This is a genomic window from Rhizobium sp. P1_E6 (genome assembly GCF_056405875.1).
Genome location: NZ_JBFUBG010000032.1, coordinates 1 through 13,640 on the forward strand (window position 1 = coordinate 1; position 13,640 = coordinate 13,640).

General features: G+C 59.6%; 21 protein-coding genes. 10 read left to right on the forward strand and 11 right to left on the reverse strand.

Annotated elements, in window-relative coordinates:
• From AC1D35_RS17170 to AC1D35_RS17180, 3 genes are all read right to left on the reverse strand, one after another.
• On the reverse strand, window positions 1-464 hold a 464-nt coding region (locus AC1D35_RS17170), incomplete at its 3' end, for a ThuA domain-containing protein (RefSeq protein WP_477939214.1).
• A gap of 183 nt (window positions 465-647) precedes the next feature.
• Window positions 648-989, reverse strand: coding sequence for an SMR family transporter (locus AC1D35_RS17175; protein WP_113311308.1), 342 nt, complete (start codon window positions 987-989; stop codon window positions 648-650).
• Window positions 990-1,008: 19 nt separating this feature from the next.
• A complete protein-coding gene (locus tag AC1D35_RS17180; protein ID WP_113299718.1) occupies window positions 1,009-1,572 on the reverse strand; it encodes a TetR/AcrR family transcriptional regulator in 564 nt (187 codons plus the stop codon).
• 247 nt (window positions 1,573-1,819) lie between these two features.
• Here AC1D35_RS17180 and AC1D35_RS17185 point away from each other — a divergent pair, with 247 nt between their 5' ends.
• The gene (locus AC1D35_RS17185; protein WP_113311307.1) at window positions 1,820-2,215 is read left to right on the forward strand and encodes a group II truncated hemoglobin; all 396 of its coding nucleotides are present in this window, start codon (window positions 1,820-1,822) and stop codon (window positions 2,213-2,215) included.
• Window positions 2,212-2,583: a DUF423 domain-containing protein gene (locus AC1D35_RS17190; protein WP_113299720.1), complete on the forward strand. Its 372-nt coding sequence runs from the start codon at window positions 2,212-2,214 to the stop codon at window positions 2,581-2,583. The genes AC1D35_RS17185 and AC1D35_RS17190 overlap by 4 nt, the downstream gene beginning before the upstream one ends.
• Window positions 2,584-2,818: 235 nt before the next feature.
• Here AC1D35_RS17190 and AC1D35_RS17195 read toward each other — a convergent pair whose 3' ends face one another.
• The 6 genes from AC1D35_RS17195 to AC1D35_RS17220 form a co-directional block, all read right to left on the reverse strand.
• The gene (locus AC1D35_RS17195) at window positions 2,819-3,190 is read right to left on the reverse strand and encodes a bleomycin resistance protein (RefSeq protein WP_113311306.1); all 372 of its coding nucleotides are present in this window, start codon (window positions 3,188-3,190) and stop codon (window positions 2,819-2,821) included.
• Window positions 3,187-3,501, reverse strand: coding sequence for a heme-degrading protein HmuQ (hmuQ, locus tag AC1D35_RS17200; protein WP_113311305.1), 315 nt, complete (start codon window positions 3,499-3,501; stop codon window positions 3,187-3,189). The genes AC1D35_RS17195 and hmuQ overlap by 4 nt, the downstream gene beginning before the upstream one ends.
• Window positions 3,502-3,511: 10 nt before the next feature.
• Window positions 3,512-3,784, reverse strand: a complete 273-nt coding sequence (locus AC1D35_RS17205) for a hypothetical protein (protein WP_477939219.1) — start codon at window positions 3,782-3,784, stop codon at window positions 3,512-3,514.
• The gene (locus tag AC1D35_RS17210) at window positions 3,781-4,188 is read right to left on the reverse strand and encodes a DUF2325 domain-containing protein (protein WP_113299724.1); all 408 of its coding nucleotides are present in this window, start codon (window positions 4,186-4,188) and stop codon (window positions 3,781-3,783) included. The genes AC1D35_RS17205 and AC1D35_RS17210 overlap by 4 nt, the downstream gene beginning before the upstream one ends.
• A gap of 108 nt (window positions 4,189-4,296) precedes the next feature.
• Complete coding sequence (locus AC1D35_RS17215) at window positions 4,297-5,661, reverse strand: TonB family protein (RefSeq protein WP_113311304.1); 1,365 nt, start codon at window positions 5,659-5,661, stop codon at window positions 4,297-4,299.
• Between the two features lie 71 nt (window positions 5,662-5,732).
• Complete coding sequence (locus AC1D35_RS17220; RefSeq protein ID WP_113311303.1) at window positions 5,733-6,161, reverse strand: hypothetical protein; 429 nt, start codon at window positions 6,159-6,161, stop codon at window positions 5,733-5,735.
• A gap of 181 nt (window positions 6,162-6,342) precedes the next feature.
• On the opposite strand from AC1D35_RS17220, the gene hemP reads away from it, so the two are divergent.
• From hemP to AC1D35_RS17255, 7 genes are all read left to right on the forward strand, one after another.
• A complete protein-coding gene (gene hemP, locus AC1D35_RS17225; RefSeq protein ID WP_113299726.1) occupies window positions 6,343-6,528 on the forward strand; it encodes a hemin uptake protein HemP in 186 nt (61 codons plus the stop codon).
• A 21-nt stretch (window positions 6,529-6,549) separates the two neighbouring features.
• Window positions 6,550-7,599, forward strand: coding sequence for a ChuX/HutX family heme-like substrate-binding protein (locus AC1D35_RS17230; RefSeq protein WP_113311302.1), 1,050 nt, complete (start codon window positions 6,550-6,552; stop codon window positions 7,597-7,599).
• An 11-nt stretch (window positions 7,600-7,610) separates the two neighbouring features.
• Entirely contained in the window at window positions 7,611-8,540 is a 930-nt protein-coding gene (locus tag AC1D35_RS17235; protein ID WP_113311301.1) for a heme/hemin ABC transporter substrate-binding protein, read from the forward strand.
• A gap of 2 nt (window positions 8,541-8,542) precedes the next feature.
• On the forward strand, window positions 8,543-9,652 hold the full coding sequence (locus tag AC1D35_RS17240) for an iron ABC transporter permease (protein WP_113311300.1): 1,110 nt from the start codon (window positions 8,543-8,545) through the stop codon (window positions 9,650-9,652).
• A gap of 9 nt (window positions 9,653-9,661) precedes the next feature.
• On the forward strand, window positions 9,662-10,456 hold the full coding sequence (locus tag AC1D35_RS17245) for a heme ABC transporter ATP-binding protein (protein ID WP_113311299.1): 795 nt from the start codon (window positions 9,662-9,664) through the stop codon (window positions 10,454-10,456).
• Window positions 10,457-10,590: 134 nt separating this feature from the next.
• Window positions 10,591-10,935, forward strand: coding sequence for a DUF883 domain-containing protein (locus AC1D35_RS17250; RefSeq protein ID WP_113299731.1), 345 nt, complete (start codon window positions 10,591-10,593; stop codon window positions 10,933-10,935).
• A gap of 109 nt (window positions 10,936-11,044) precedes the next feature.
• Entirely contained in the window at window positions 11,045-11,446 is a 402-nt protein-coding gene (locus tag AC1D35_RS17255) for a hypothetical protein (protein WP_113311316.1), read from the forward strand.
• A gap of 169 nt (window positions 11,447-11,615) precedes the next feature.
• Here the strand turns inward: AC1D35_RS17255 and AC1D35_RS17260 are convergent, their stop codons facing one another.
• Together AC1D35_RS17260 and AC1D35_RS17265 are read right to left on the reverse strand one after the other, a co-directional pair.
• The gene (locus AC1D35_RS17260) at window positions 11,616-12,170 is read right to left on the reverse strand and encodes an RNA polymerase sigma factor (protein WP_007815244.1); all 555 of its coding nucleotides are present in this window, start codon (window positions 12,168-12,170) and stop codon (window positions 11,616-11,618) included.
• A 10-nt stretch (window positions 12,171-12,180) separates the two neighbouring features.
• A complete protein-coding gene (locus AC1D35_RS17265) occupies window positions 12,181-12,387 on the reverse strand; it encodes a NepR family anti-sigma factor (protein WP_113311298.1) in 207 nt (68 codons plus the stop codon).
• Between the two features lie 279 nt (window positions 12,388-12,666).
• On the opposite strand from AC1D35_RS17265, the gene AC1D35_RS17270 reads away from it, so the two are divergent.
• Entirely contained in the window at window positions 12,667-13,461 is a 795-nt protein-coding gene (locus tag AC1D35_RS17270; RefSeq protein ID WP_113299734.1) for a response regulator, read from the forward strand.
• Window positions 13,462-13,640: the final 179 nt, after the last annotated feature.

A 13,640-nucleotide genomic window follows, 5' to 3' on the forward strand; every position in this document is an offset into this window, starting at 1 on the left:
CCGTACATCTCTTCGTTCTCCAGCTCGAAATGCTCGCCGATGCCGGCAGCGATCGGATGGCGCTGATTGATCGTCCACAGCCGCTCGCGTTCGCCCGCCTCGCGCCATTTCAGCGCGCAGGGCGTGCCCATCAGACGCTTGAAGATCTTCGAGAAATGGCCGGAATGCAGCACAAGCAGGCCCATGCCTTCCCACACCCGCTTGGCGACACGCTCGACAACTTCGTCGGAGACGGCGCCATGATCCTTATGGCCCCACCAGGTCAGGACATCGGTCTCGGCAAGCCGGGCCTCCGTCAACCCATGTTCGGGCTCCTGCAGGGTCGCGGTCGTCGCGGAAATCGCCGGATCGCTGTTCAGCGCCTTGGCAATGGTCGTGTGCATGCCCTCGGGATAGATGCCCCGGACGATCTCGTTGGTTGTCTCATGGATGTTCTCTCCCCAGACGACGGTGCGAATGGCCATGGCGGTGCTCCTCTAGAACCTTTGGATTTTGGGCAATCAGGAAGGCGGGATTCAAAGCGCTTTGGAGAAATGAACAGCCAAAGCGGTTTCTCCTCCGCATCAGAGGAAGACATAGACCTTTGTCGGCATTTTGACAAAGAGGATTTTTCCAGGCTTCGCGACCCGGAAAAACCCCCTTTCAGATCAATGGGAAATGGACTTGGAGAACAGGTTGACGACGACCACGCCCGAGATGATCAGGCCGAGGCCGATGATGGCAGGCGTATCCAGCCGCTGCTTGAAAAAGATAAGCCCGACGGTGGAAATCAGCACGATTCCCAAAGCGCTCCAAATCGCATAGGCGATGCCGACGGGAATATGCTTCAGTGTCAGCGACAGGCAGTAGAAGGCGGCCCCATAGCAGACGACCACAAGCGCCGTCGGCCCGAGGCGGGTGAACTGCTGGGAAAGCTGAAGTGCTGTCGTGCCGATAACTTCAAGCACGATGGCTGCAACGAGCAGCCCATAGACAGCAGCCGGGTTCATGGCGGTATTCCTTCGTAATCTACTTGTGGGTCAGCTCGATGAGGCGGGCGATCAGGTCTCGCCTCAGAGCATCGCTGATATCATGGCTTTCCAACGTATCTGCGAACCACAGACCGTCGGCGGCAAAACGGACGATCAGGGTGTCGAGCGCGGAGTCGGTGCCGATATATTCCTCGGCCCTCGCCGCCACCCATTGGCGCCATCGCAGGCGCAACCGGGGTTCGGCAAGCAGCGCGATCGTCACCTGCGTCCAGCTTCGGGAATCATCGGGACGATCCTTCAGCCCGGACACCGCCTGCAGATAGGCGCGCGAGAAACGTCCCTGCGGCAGCGGGTCGCCGCGCATCAACTCGTCTATATCGGCGTCGAACTTCTCCAGCAGGCTTTCGAACAGGGCATCCAGCAGCGCGTTCTTCGTCGGAAAGTGATGCAGCAGCCCGCCCTTGCTGACACCTGACGCGGCCGAGACCGCATCGAGCGTCACAGCGCTCATGCCACTCTCACCAGCAAGGCGCGCGGCGACCTCCAGCAATTGCTGGCGTACGAGCACGGGTTGTTTCTTGCGATGATGGGCGTTTGACATGGATTGATAAAGATACCGTCCGGACGGTTTTGTCAAGAAGAATCGGCTGCAGACCCTGCCTCGCAAAGGATTATGCGCGAAGTGACGCGGTGTTTTGATGACAGTTGCGATCCTTTTTGATCGGGTGCATCTAAGTATCGGACCGAAAAGCCTGAAACGGTTTTTGGTGAGCCGATGCTGGTATAAAACCCGGAGCGGCGCAGGGGATGCGTGCCACTCTTGGGGCGGGTATTAAAGGGATGGTTTCTTGTCGGAACAGGTGACGACTTTATATGAGGCGATCGGAGGCGATCCGGTCGTCCGGGCTCTGACCCATCGCTTCTACGAGCTGATGGATACGCTGCCGGAGGCGAAACACGTGCGCGCCGTGCATCCGCCAAGCCTCGAAGGCAGCGAAGAAAAATTCTACGAATATATGACCGGTTATCTCGGCGGCCCGCCGCTCTATACCGACAAGCGCGGCCATCCCCGTCTGCGCAGCCGCCATTTCGTCGCCGAGATCGGCCCTGTCGAACGCGACGAATGGCTGCTTTGCTTCCGCCAGGCTATGGACGAAACCATTCCCAGCCAGGCGCTGCGCGACCTCATCTGGACGCCGGTCGAACGGCTCGCCCATCACATGCAGAACAAGGAACAATCATGAGCCTGAACGCGCGTCTGGAGCCGGTGCTCTTCCTCTTCGCCGGCCTGTTCGGCCTTGCAGGCGTGGCTCTTGCCGCCCTTGCCGCCCATGGCGGCGGCGATGCGCATCTGGCCGCCTCGGCCTCCACCATGTGCCTTGCCCACGCCCCTGCCCTTCTGGCACTGGCGCTCGGTGCAGGCAAAATCAAAACCGCCTGGCTCGCCGGTTTGCTGATGATTGCGGGGACACTGCTGTTTGCGGGCGATCTCGTCACCCTCCGCTTCACCGGCTCCGGTCTGTTCCCATACGCAGCCCCGACCGGCGGCTGGGCGATGATGCTAGGCTGGCTGGCGGTTTCGGCGAGTGCGTTCTGGCGGGTTCGGGACTAGCCCCCTTCTCCCAACAGGGGAGAAGGTGCCCGGAGGGCGGATGAGGGGGCCACGGGTGCCATCCTCGCATCACGCCACAATCACTGTTCTCGCGACGATGCGATGAAAAAACTTGTCGAGCTTGTCTGACACTATCTCCCGTCGGTATCCGGAGCCCCCTCATCCGACCCTTCGGGCCACCTTCTCCCCCGTGGGGGAGAAGGGGAAGTCGGCGAACGCCTTTCCGTATCGAAACCTAACCAACCGTCTTCGGTATCCGTCCAAATCGCAAGAGATTGCCATGCGGATCATGGATATAGAATTCCTCCATATTCCACGCCCGCACTTCCATATCCGTCAGGCGTGGAACGCCCTTCGCATGATATTCCTCATGCAGCGCTGCAATGCGCCCGCCGCGCAGATAGACGGAGGTCTTTTCCGGCAGAGAGCGATCATCGGTTAGCCAGAAATGCAGCTCCATCTCATCGCGCCGGAGGATCAGATAGTCCGGCGCCTGATACACGATTTTGGCAAAGCCGAGCTGATCGCGATAAAAGGATAGCGTCTCCCCAATATCGAGTGACGGCAGAACTGGCAGAACCTCGATGCGATCGGGATCGCCGCTCATATGCCATCCACGACGTTGAAGCCCTCAAACACCGGCGGGCCCTTGTACATCTCCCTGCGCTCGCCAGCATTGCGATGCGCAGCACGGAAATTCTCCGACTTCGTCCAGTTCAGAAAATCCTCTTCGCTGCGCCAGAGMGTGTGGGAAGAAAATAGCGTATAGCCCTCCTCCGCATTGGCCTTGCCGCGCAGCAGGCGGAATTCGACGAAACCCGGAACCTCGGAGAGGCTCGAGTCGCGGTTGCGCCAGACAGCCTCGAAATCACCCTCGGCGCCGGCTGCAACCTTGAAACGGTTCATCGCGATATACATCAAAAACTCCCTACGCCTTTTTCTTGTCCGCCCGCTCAGCATAAAGCGGAAAGGCGACGATATTATTGCCCTTGGCAGCATCCGCGCCAATGGGTTTTGCGGCCTCTTCACCGGGCATGCGCGCTTCCCAGGCGGGAAACAGCACCACGTTCGGATAGCTGCGCTGACGCGCGGCATTCTCAAGGAAAATMTCGTAGAGCTCCGGCACCAGGCCATCGCCGCCGTGAGCGGCAAGCTTATGCAGGCCGATCATCGTAAACCCGTCAGGGCGTTCTTCAGTCATCGCGAATTGTCTCGTTCGTTCATCGTCTGCAGCGCACGCTCCAGGCTGGACTTGCTGCCGTTGCGCAATGGGATGAAGGCCTTGCTGAACTTCTTGCAGCCGGTCTTCACACGCAGGCAGGCATCGTGGCTGATACAGTCGATGGGGCAGAACACGCAGTCGACCGAGGGAAGCAATGTATCGATGCGCGAAACGGCTTCGCGAAGGCCGCCGTCATGATGGATGAGCTCGGCGCCGAAATTGCTGGCGATCTGGCGAAGATGCGCCACCTGGCAATCACGACCGCCGACATAGAGGAAACTGCGGCCATCCAGCTTGGAGCGTCCGGAGGAAGACTCCTTCGTCTCCTGATCGGCTTGAACACGGATCTCCCGGTTCGCCCCCTTCTTCGCCTTTCGAGCCATTTACCACCCGTTCGCTCGTTGATCGTCACACGATTCCTGCGTGTGCGAACGGCACCTTATTAAACTTGATTTTTAGAGTAAAGTATAAAGTTGATTATTTTTATCATATTATCTCGAGACCTCGACGTTCTGGGTAAATGACCAGGTCGATTTACCCCACTCCGACGGAAGCGGAGGAAAAGGTGCAGCTCGGCGCACGCCATCGAGAACAACCTTGTCCAACTCTGCAATACCCGAACTGCGGGAAACGGAGAGCGCGTCTACCCTGCCGGTACCGTTGATGGTCAAGCGGACGCTGACAGTTACTCCCTTCATTTTCTTATATTCTTCAGGCACGCGAACCGCACGACGAATACGCTTTTGGATCTTGCCGGGGTAGTTGGCTACGGCCGCACTTCCCATGCCGTCACCTCTACCTGCGGTGGTTGATGTACCATCGGTTTGTGGTGCATCCTGCCCCGTGCTGACGCCTTTCGTCGAGTCTTGGCGACTCGAACCTTCTCTTCCACCAGTAGGCCGAACGCTTTTTTGAGGCTGCTTCTTCTCGACGGCCTTTGGCTTTTCGATCTTCGGCTTCGGCGTCGGTACAGGCTTTTCTTCCGGCTCCGGCGAGACCTCAGCAGTCTCTATCGGCTTCACTTCTTCTGGCTGAACCTCTGTGGGTTGAACTTCGGTCGGCTGGACAGTGGCCGTTTCTGCCTGCAATGGCGCTACCGTCGGCATGTCATCCGGCAGAGGCTGTTCCGGCACTACAGTAGCCATTGGTTGAGCCACGAACGTGTCCGCAGGATTCTCGGAAACAAGAATTTCAGGTTCTGCGGCCACAACCGTTTCGGGCGAGACACGTGTGACTTCCTGTGCAGGCTGCACGGCCTCTACAGGTTCGGCGTCCATTGGCTGCGCTTGCTCGGATTGTGTTTCCGTAGGCTGGAGTTCGGCAGTTTGCCTAGTGGATTGAATCGTATCCGGCTCAACTTCTTCCGCGGCAATTTCATCAGGCTTGATTTCCAGATCAGGATCACCCGCCGATGTTTGGTCAAGATCGGAATCGCCGTACACAACGACGCTAACGGCCTCACCAGCATCTTCAATCGCCTCAAACGACGGCTCTGGAGCGAATATCGTAAGAGCAATCACCAGACCGGCATGAAAAAAGAACGAGCAAATACACGTCAGCGCCACCCGCCGCCGCACCGGCGACTTCTCGTCTTCCTGCTTTTCCACTGCCGCATCCATCGGCGGCGGGGTGACGGAAGAGGCCGATGCTGCTTCCGGATGATCGGGGAAAGAGGAGATCTGCGCGAAACGCGCATAATGGATCACCTGCTCGCCGGCCGGCTGGCGCTGCGCATTGCGCAGGTCGGATAGTTCGTGGCCGGGATGCATGCCGGGATTATTGTCATTCAGGCTATCGTCAGCGCTCGCCTCCTCGATGAGCACGCGTCTCGATCTGGACTTCGCTGAAATTGCCATTTTGCGCCTCGGACAGCCTGAATATGCGTGCCGGGTTTCCTCCCGGCCCGGTTTTGGCTTTCGACCTTGTCTTAGCCTTCGAAAGGAACCGAAATCTGCGAACGGGTCACGAGACCCTTCATGCATTCACCGGCAGCCGGTCCGTCGCAGACAGGCGTGTCGTTGATGAGGACGCGCGTGACCGTCTCGCACTTGACACCAGGCATATCGAACTGGCGCACGCGCTTCTTGCCCTGCGGCAGATCGCGGAAATCGAGCACGGTGATCCGGTCGACGGCATTCTTGTCGTTGAAGAAGGCGAGTTCGAAGGAGACCTTGTTGATCGGCGTCGCCAGATTGTTTTCGGCAACGAAGGTCATCATGCAACCCTTCTGCGAGGGCGTCAGCGCATTGAGCTCGACATCCAGTTTGGAGGCGGCAGCGGCATCCTGTGCATAGGCCTGCGCCCCCGAAATCGAAAACAGCACACCAGTCGCAAACGCAGCAAACCGACCCGTCATTATCGCCTCTCCACAGAGCAAATCGACCGCCGTCAAACGGCTCCAAAACAGCAGCATCAAAAACTTGACTGCTTTTGTCTTCAATTATTGCGTCTTTAAAAAACTATGAGTATGAGAGTCAAGATAAATGTCACCGGACCCGGGGTCTTGACCCCCGCAATCACGGAATAAGCCGACCGAAATGATGGTTGAAAAGCCAGATACCTTTAAGCTCGCACAGCTGCGCAACGAACCGGCAGTGGCCGAAATCCGTGTTCTCGAAAGCGGCGATCTTTTTGCCGGCACCAACGAGATCATGATTCGGCACGATGGCGTGATCTACCGCCTGAAGATCACCCGTCAGGGCAAACTCATTCTCAACAAGTAGCCTCAATAAGCAGGGTAGAACATGACCGAGCAGATCAGACCGGCACCATCCGAAATCCGCGCATTCCGCGCTGAAAATCCGAAGATGCGCGAGCGCGACATTGCCGCGCAGCTCAAGATTTCCGAGGCGGCCCTCGTTGCCGCCGAAGTCGGCATCAGTGCTATCAGTATCGATGCCAGCGCCGCAAAGCTCCTGGAGCGTGTCGCCGATCTCGGCGAAGTCATGGCGCTGTCGCGCAACGAAAGCGCCGTGCACGAGAAGATCGGCGTCTACGAAAACATCAAGGTCGGCGAGCACAACGCCATCGTGCTCGGCGAAAACATCGATCTGCGCGTCTTCCCGAGCCGCTGGGTCCACGCCTTTGCCGTCACCAAGAAGGATGGCGACGCCGAGCGCCTCAGCCTTCAGTATTTCGACAAGACCGGCAACGCCGTCCACAAGATCCATCTGCGCCCGGCATCAAACGTCGAAGCCTACCATCGCATCGTCGCCGAGTTGAAGCTCGATGACCAGGGCCAGGAACTCGTCGAGGCAGAAGCATCTTCCGCTTCTGACGAGGACGGCAATGTCAGCCGCGAAGAGCTGCGTGACAACTGGAGCAAGATGACCGACACGCATGAATTCTTCGGCATGCTGAAGCGCCTGAAGATCGGCCGCCAGGCCGCCGTGCGCACCGTCGGCGACGACTATGCCTGGAAGCTCGACAATACGGCGACGGCCGACATGATGCATGCTTCCGTCAAATCAGGCCTGCCGATCATGTGCTTCGTTGCCAATAACGGCATCGTGCAGATCCATGCCGGCCCGATCTTCAACGTCCAGCCGATGGGTCCGTGGATCAACATCCTCGACGAGACCTTCCACCTGCATCTGCGCCAGGACCACATTGCCGAGACCTGGGCCGTGCGCAAGCCGACCAAGGATGGCCATGTCACCTCGCTCGAAGCCTATGACGCCGAAGGCAACATGATCATCCAGTTCTTCGGCAAGCGGAAGGAAGGCTCCGACGAGAGTGGCGAATGGCGTGAGATCATGGAAAACCTGCCGCGGGCAACGAGCGTCGCCGCATAAGGATCGCAACGATGAAGATGCGTAACAACCTGCGCCGGATCCGTCTCTGGGAACTGGCCTTGACGGCGGCCGTCATGGCCCTGCCGCTGATCCCGGCGGCACCCGCTGGCGAGAGCTATGCTTTCGTCCGCGCCGCGCATGCCGAGGACAAGAAGCTCGACACCTCGCGGCTGGTTTCGGTCGGCGGCGACGTCACCGAGGTTATCTACGCGCTCGGCGAGGAAAGCAGGCTGATCGCCCGCGATACGACGAGCACGTATCCGGAAGCCGCCTTGAAGCTGCCCGACGTCGGCTACATGCGCGCGCTTTCGCCGGAAGGCATTCTCGCCATGAACCCGACGGCGATCATCGCCGTCGAGGGCTCAGGCCCGCAGGAAGCGCTGAACGTTCTGAAGAACGCCAGCGTGCCCTTCGAGACCGTTCCGAACGCCTATACGCGCGACGGCATCATCGCCAAGATCGATCGCGTCGGCACGCTCCTGAACGTTCAGGATAAGGCTAAGGCGCTTGAAGAAAAGGTCGGCGCCGATCTCGACGCCGCCGTCACTGATGCCGGAAAGCGCCCCGAGGCGGAGCGCAAGCGCGTTCTTTTCGTCCTCAGCGCCCAGAACGGCCGCATCATGGCTTCGGGCACCGGCACCGCTGCTGACGGCATCATCAAGCTTGCCGGCGCCATCAACGCTGTCGGCGAATTCCCCGGCTACAAGCCGCTCACCGATGAGGCGATCATCAGCGCCAAGCCCGACGTGATCCTGATGATGAACCGCGGCGACGGTGCCGGCACCAAGAACGAGGATCTGCTCGCCCAGCCATCGATCGCGCTGACGCCGGCCGGCGAAAAAAAGGCGATCATCCGCATGGACGGCATGCATCTGCTGGGCTTTGGCCCGCGCACGGCAAGCGCCGTTCGCGAGCTCAACACGGCGATCTACGGGGGCTGACGATGGCCGTTCCGGAAGCCATGATGGAAAACAGGCGATCCTTCCCTGTGACATTCCGCAGAAGCAGGCAGGCGGGCGACAGAACCAACCTCGCCCTGCTGGGTATCACCTTTCTCATCTTGGCTTCCGTCTTCGCCCTGCTCTTTTCCATCACGACAGGGGCATCGGACGCTTCCATTCTCGATGTCATGAGAAATATGACGGGCTCCGAAACGGCACTCAGCGCGCGTGACCGGATCATCATCTTCGATATCCGCCTGCCCCGCGCCATCCTCGGCTTCCTGATCGGCGGATCGCTCGCCGTCTCCGGCGCGGTCATGCAGGGCCTGTTCCGCAACCCGCTGGCCGATCCCGGCCTTGTCGGCGTCTCCTCCGGGGCTGCTCTCGGCGCTGTCGTCATGATCGTGCTCGGCGGTACGATCGCGGCACCGTTTTACCTTGCGCTCGGCATTTACGCCCTTCCGCTAGCAGCCTTCGGCGGCGGCCTCGCCACCACCCTGCTGCTCTACCGGGTCGCCACCAGCAACGGCCAGACCTCTGTCGCCACCATGCTGCTCGCCGGCATCGCGCTCGGGGCCTTGGCCGGCGCGCTGACGGGCGTGCTGATCTACATGGCAAACGACCAGCAGCTGCGCGATCTCACCTTCTGGGGCATGGGCTCGCTTGCCGGCGCCACCTGGGTCAAGATCGCTGCCGCCGGCCCCATCATCCTCCTGTCCTTCATCGCGCTCCCCTTCATGGCACGCGGCCTGAACGCCATCACGCTCGGCGAGGCCGCAGCCTTTCACATGGGCGTACCCGTCCAGCGGCTGAAGAATATCGCCATCGTCACCGTTGCCGCCGCAACCGGTGCTTCGGTTGCCGTCAGCGGCGGCATCGGTTTCGTCGGCATTGTCGTGCCGCATATCCTGCGCATGGTGATCGGCCCCGACCATCGTTTCCTGTTGCCGGCCTCCGCCCTGCTCGGAGGCTCGTTGCTGATTTTCGCGGATGTGCTCGCCCGCACCATCGTCGCACCGGCCGAACTGCCGATCGGTATCATCACGGCAGCCGTCGGCGGCCCGTTTTTCCTCTGGATCCTGTTGCGGCAGCGCTCGCGCCTTGCCCTTTGAGTTATGTCGATGATCAAAGTTTCCGACGTCAGCGTATCCCTTTCCGGCAAGACCATCGTGCGCGACGTCGCCTTCGCGGCAAACGCCGGTGAACTGACCGCGATTGCCGGCCCCAACGGCTCCGGCAAGACGACGACGATGAAAGCTGTTTCCGGCGAACTGATCTATAACGGCTCGGTTCGTCTGAACGGCGAAGAAGTGCGCACCCTCAAGCCATGGCAGCTCGCCATTGTTCGCGGAGTCCTGCCGCAGGCAAGCGCCATTTCGTTCCCGTTCACGGTGCGCGAGATCGTCCGTATGGGCCTGACCTCGGGCCTCAACCTTCGCCCGGATCAGGCCGACGAGACCGCCGCCAAAGCCCTTGCCGCTGTCGATCTGACAGGCTTCGAAGCCCGTTTCTATCAGGAACTGTCAGGCGGCGAGCAGCAGCGCGTGCAGCTCGCCCGCGTTCTCTGCCAGATCGCTGAACCTGTTGTCGACGGCAGGCCCTGCTGGCTGCTGCTCGACGAGCCCGTCTCCAGCCTCGACATTAGTCATCAACTGACGATCATGAGGCTGGCGCGCAGTTTCTGCGAACGCGGCGGCGGCGTAATCGCCGTCATGCACGATTTGAACCTCACGGCGCTCTTCGCCGACAGGATCGTGCTGATGAAATCCGGCCGGCTGGCGGCCGCCGGCAATGTGCGTGAGGTACTGACGGACGAAACCATGCAGTCCGTCTTCGGCTGCCCGTTGCGCGTCAATCAGGTCCCTGTCGATGGCACGCCTTTTGTGCTGGCGCACAGCGCGCTTCCCGCCAGCTGAGGAACCTTTCCGGCCCAACTGCGTTGTCCGCAATGATTTGGGTCAAAGCCGGGCGCTCTCTTCCGTGCCACTGATGGTGCTGACCCCGTATGAAACCGGGCGGCGCTTAGCCGCGCCCAGCTATGGAGACAATCATGGCCTATTCTTTCTTCCAGTCCAGCCGCAGCCGCCGTAACGGCGCTCTCCACAATCTCGAAGCCAGTGTCGAGGACCAGATCGAAGCCCTGCGCGAAGAGCTCGCCGAACTGACGCATGTTCTCGGCAAGACCTCCCGCCATCAGGGTGAAAAGCTCCGCTCGCAGGCATCCGCAAGCTACGAAGACATCCTCGGCCGCAGCGAGGACCTGCTGAAAGAGCTCCAGGAAAGTTACCTGCGCGGCGCCGGCGAAGTACGAAACACCGTGCGTCGTCACCCGCTGGCAACGGTCGGTGCGGCTGCCGCCTTCGGCCTGCTCGTCGCCATGCTCGCCCGCCGCTAGAGTATTTCCGCTTTTCTCTGAAAACGGAACCATTCTATCTGTTTGTTTTAGCGCAATTCCGGACGCAAAACCGCTACGCACTTTTGCTGGAATTGATTTAGGAGGCTCGATGCTCTTCCCAATCCTGAGCCTGCTCGTCGGCACGAGCGTTCACCGCACGGTGGAACGCACCAAGCGCAACGGCATCTTCATCGCCGTTGCGTTGCTTTTTCTGCTGACCGCCTATGCGCTTGGCGTGACCGCAGGCGCCATCTGGCTGGCAGGCATTTACGGGCCGGTCGGCGCCTCGCTTTTCCTGGCGGCCTGCGCGCTGCTGATCGCGATCATCGTCTTGGTCATCATGGCGATCATGAATCGCCAGGAAGCCCGCCGCGCCCGCGAACGTCGCGCAGCGATGGAATCCCTGGCAACCGTCGGCATCGGCCTTATCCGCTCTCAGCCGCTACTGACGGCGGGTATCGTCGCGGCTCTTGTCGCGTCCAATCTGATCGGCCCGAAGCGGCACGACTAATCCATCATTTCTTTCAGGGTGATTGCCGCGAAAACAGAGCGCGTCCAGGTTTTTTGGGCGCGCTATCTGTTTGTAGCATCATGTTGAAATCGGCCAGCCATCTTACCGCATAAAAAAGCCGGCGCCCGATAGGGCAGCCGGCCATCCTTCCTCCCAGGAAACATTTTGATCAGAAGGCAAAGGCCTTCGACGTCAACGGCGCCGATGTGGCATCGGGGCCGAAATCCGCCTCGCCTGATATCTGCAGGAGATCCTGTAGACGCTGGCGCGCGCGGTTCACGCGGCTCTTGATGGTGCCAACGGCGCAGCCGCAGATTTCCGCCGCTTCCTCATAAGAGAAGCCCGACGCGCCAACGAGAATGATCGCTTCGCGCTGGTCCGGTGGCAGCTGGTCCAGCGCCTTCTTGAAGTCCTGCAGGTCGAGCGCGCCGTATTGGGACGGGTGCGTCGCCATGGATTCGGTAAACAAACCATCACTGTCCTGCACCTCACGGCCGCTCTTGCGCATCTGGCTGTAAAGCTCGTTGCGCAGGATCGTGAAGAGCCAGGCCTTCATGTTGGTGCCCATCTCGAAATGGTCCTGCTTGGCCCAGGCTTTCATGATGGTGTCCTGGACCAGATCGTCGGCGCGGTCGTGTCGGCCGATCAGGGATATTGCAAAGGCGCGAAGACTTGGCAGGGCCGCCAGGAGTTCGCGCTTGAAGCTCGGTTGCGCTTTTTCCATGCGGGTATTCCTATTCGGCCATCTTTGCGGCAGCCATGAGTTCGGCTCGGTCGAGTTTTTCCAGCAGGTCCAGGAAGCGATCGGGAATAGCTTCCTCATGAGCGGCAGCATAGAGCGATCGCAGCCTGACGCCGATCTGATTGTTCGGGTCCAGTATATCGCTCGCCCGCACTTCCAGCTGGCGCACGTCCGGTGCTTCTGTCTTTTGTGTTGTCATCAAATGATCACTTCTTGCCTGTTGTCTCGGGATGAAAGGCAATGTCTTCTGCAAAAGCTAAATGGAACGGACATCAGATCGATCAAGCCGGTTCTTTCAAACCGTTGATGCTGCAAATCCATTCCGTTCACATGGTTCAAAACGTGACGCCCTTCGTTTGTCGGCTAGGATAATGCGACGCTGTAAAAAAAGTTCCTCACCTTGCGGAACTTTTTTATGAAGATCGCGTTTTCAGGTCATTGCAGCAGCCATTTACCGGCCTGTAGACGGGAGTTTTTAATGACACTTTCCACTCGAATTGCGCCGCACCTTCCTTATCTGCGTCGTTATTCCCGCGCGCTTACCGGCACCCAGACATCGGGCGATGCTTATGTCGCCGCCGTCCTGGAGGCGATCATCGCCGACCTGTCCATATTCCCGGATACCGCGAATGACCGCGTCGCACTCTACAAACTGTTCACGCAATTATTTGGTTCCACTGCAGTCGAGATTCCTGAACCGTCCTCTCCCTATGCTTGGGAACAGCGCGCGACGCTAAACCTTTCAAAGGTCTCGCCGCTCGCTAGGCAGGCTTTCCTGCTTGCCTCGGTCGAGAATTTCCGCGTCTCGGAAATCGGCGAGATTCTCGAGATCACCGAACAGGAAACCATGCAACTGCTCGACAAGGCGTCGCATGAGATTTCGCGCCAGGTGGCCACGGATATCATGATCATCGAAGACGAACCGCTGATCGCCATGGATATCGAGCAGATGGTCGAAAGCCTCGGCCACCGGGTCACCGGCATCGCCCGCACCCATACGGAAGCCGTCGCGCTCTACAACAAGACGAAGCCGAGCATGGTGCTGGCCGATATCCAGCTTGCCGACGGCAGCTCGGGCATCGACGCTGTCAACGATATCCTGAAGACATCGAGCGTTCCCGTCATCTTCATCACCGCCTTCCCGGAGAGATTGCTGACCGGAGAACGGCCGGAGCCCACCTTCCTCGTGACCAAGCCCTTCAACCCCGACATGGTCAAGGCCCTCATCAGCCAGGCGCTTTTCTTCAACGAAACGACCCGTGTGGCGGCCTGAAACGTGAAATTCAGCCGCGCCGGAACCATTCCGGTAGCAATGCGTTCCGGCTCTGCCGGAGCGTATTCGGGGTTTTAACGGTTTTTGCAGCGCTTGCTTTTAGAATGAACGGCAGTTTTGTCGGGAGGGGTAGCATCCCTCCCTGTGTTCTGATGGACTGAGGAAAGGCGGCCGAGTGA

What these genes read in the sequence shown, in the direction of transcription:
- AC1D35_RS17175 (WP_113311308.1), bottom strand. Translation starts at nt 989, where the DNA reads ATGAACCCGGCTGCTGTCTATGGGCTGCTCGTTGCAGCCATCGTGCTT.
- AC1D35_RS17180 (WP_113299718.1), bottom strand. Translation starts at nt 1,572, where the DNA reads ATGTCAAACGCCCATCATCGCAAGAAACAACCCGTGCTCGTACGCCAG.
- AC1D35_RS17190 (WP_113299720.1), top strand. Translation starts at nt 2,212, where the DNA reads ATGAGCCTGAACGCGCGTCTGGAGCCGGTGCTCTTCCTCTTCGCCGGC.
- AC1D35_RS17195 (WP_113311306.1), bottom strand. Translation starts at nt 3,190, where the DNA reads ATGAGCGGCGATCCCGATCGCATCGAGGTTCTGCCAGTTCTGCCGTCA.
- AC1D35_RS17210 (WP_113299724.1), bottom strand. Translation starts at nt 4,188, where the DNA reads ATGGCTCGAAAGGCGAAGAAGGGGGCGAACCGGGAGATCCGTGTTCAA.
- AC1D35_RS17215 (WP_113311304.1), bottom strand. Translation starts at nt 5,661, where the DNA reads ATGGCAATTTCAGCGAAGTCCAGATCGAGACGCGTGCTCATCGAGGAG.
- AC1D35_RS17220 (WP_113311303.1), bottom strand. Translation starts at nt 6,161, where the DNA reads ATGACGGGTCGGTTTGCTGCGTTTGCGACTGGTGTGCTGTTTTCGATT.
- hemP (WP_113299726.1), top strand. Translation starts at nt 6,343, where the DNA reads ATGATGGTTGAAAAGCCAGATACCTTTAAGCTCGCACAGCTGCGCAAC.
- AC1D35_RS17230 (WP_113311302.1), top strand. Translation starts at nt 6,550, where the DNA reads ATGACCGAGCAGATCAGACCGGCACCATCCGAAATCCGCGCATTCCGC.
- AC1D35_RS17235 (WP_113311301.1), top strand. Translation starts at nt 7,611, where the DNA reads ATGAAGATGCGTAACAACCTGCGCCGGATCCGTCTCTGGGAACTGGCC.
- AC1D35_RS17240 (WP_113311300.1), top strand. Translation starts at nt 8,543, where the DNA reads ATGGCCGTTCCGGAAGCCATGATGGAAAACAGGCGATCCTTCCCTGTG.
- AC1D35_RS17245 (WP_113311299.1), top strand. Translation starts at nt 9,662, where the DNA reads ATGATCAAAGTTTCCGACGTCAGCGTATCCCTTTCCGGCAAGACCATC.
- AC1D35_RS17250 (WP_113299731.1), top strand. Translation starts at nt 10,591, where the DNA reads ATGGCCTATTCTTTCTTCCAGTCCAGCCGCAGCCGCCGTAACGGCGCT.
- AC1D35_RS17255 (WP_113311316.1), top strand. Translation starts at nt 11,045, where the DNA reads ATGCTCTTCCCAATCCTGAGCCTGCTCGTCGGCACGAGCGTTCACCGC.
- AC1D35_RS17260 (WP_007815244.1), bottom strand. Translation starts at nt 12,170, where the DNA reads ATGGAAAAAGCGCAACCGAGCTTCAAGCGCGAACTCCTGGCGGCCCTG.
- AC1D35_RS17265 (WP_113311298.1), bottom strand. Translation starts at nt 12,387, where the DNA reads ATGACAACACAAAAGACAGAAGCACCGGACGTGCGCCAGCTGGAAGTG.
- AC1D35_RS17270 (WP_113299734.1), top strand. Translation starts at nt 12,667, where the DNA reads ATGACACTTTCCACTCGAATTGCGCCGCACCTTCCTTATCTGCGTCGT.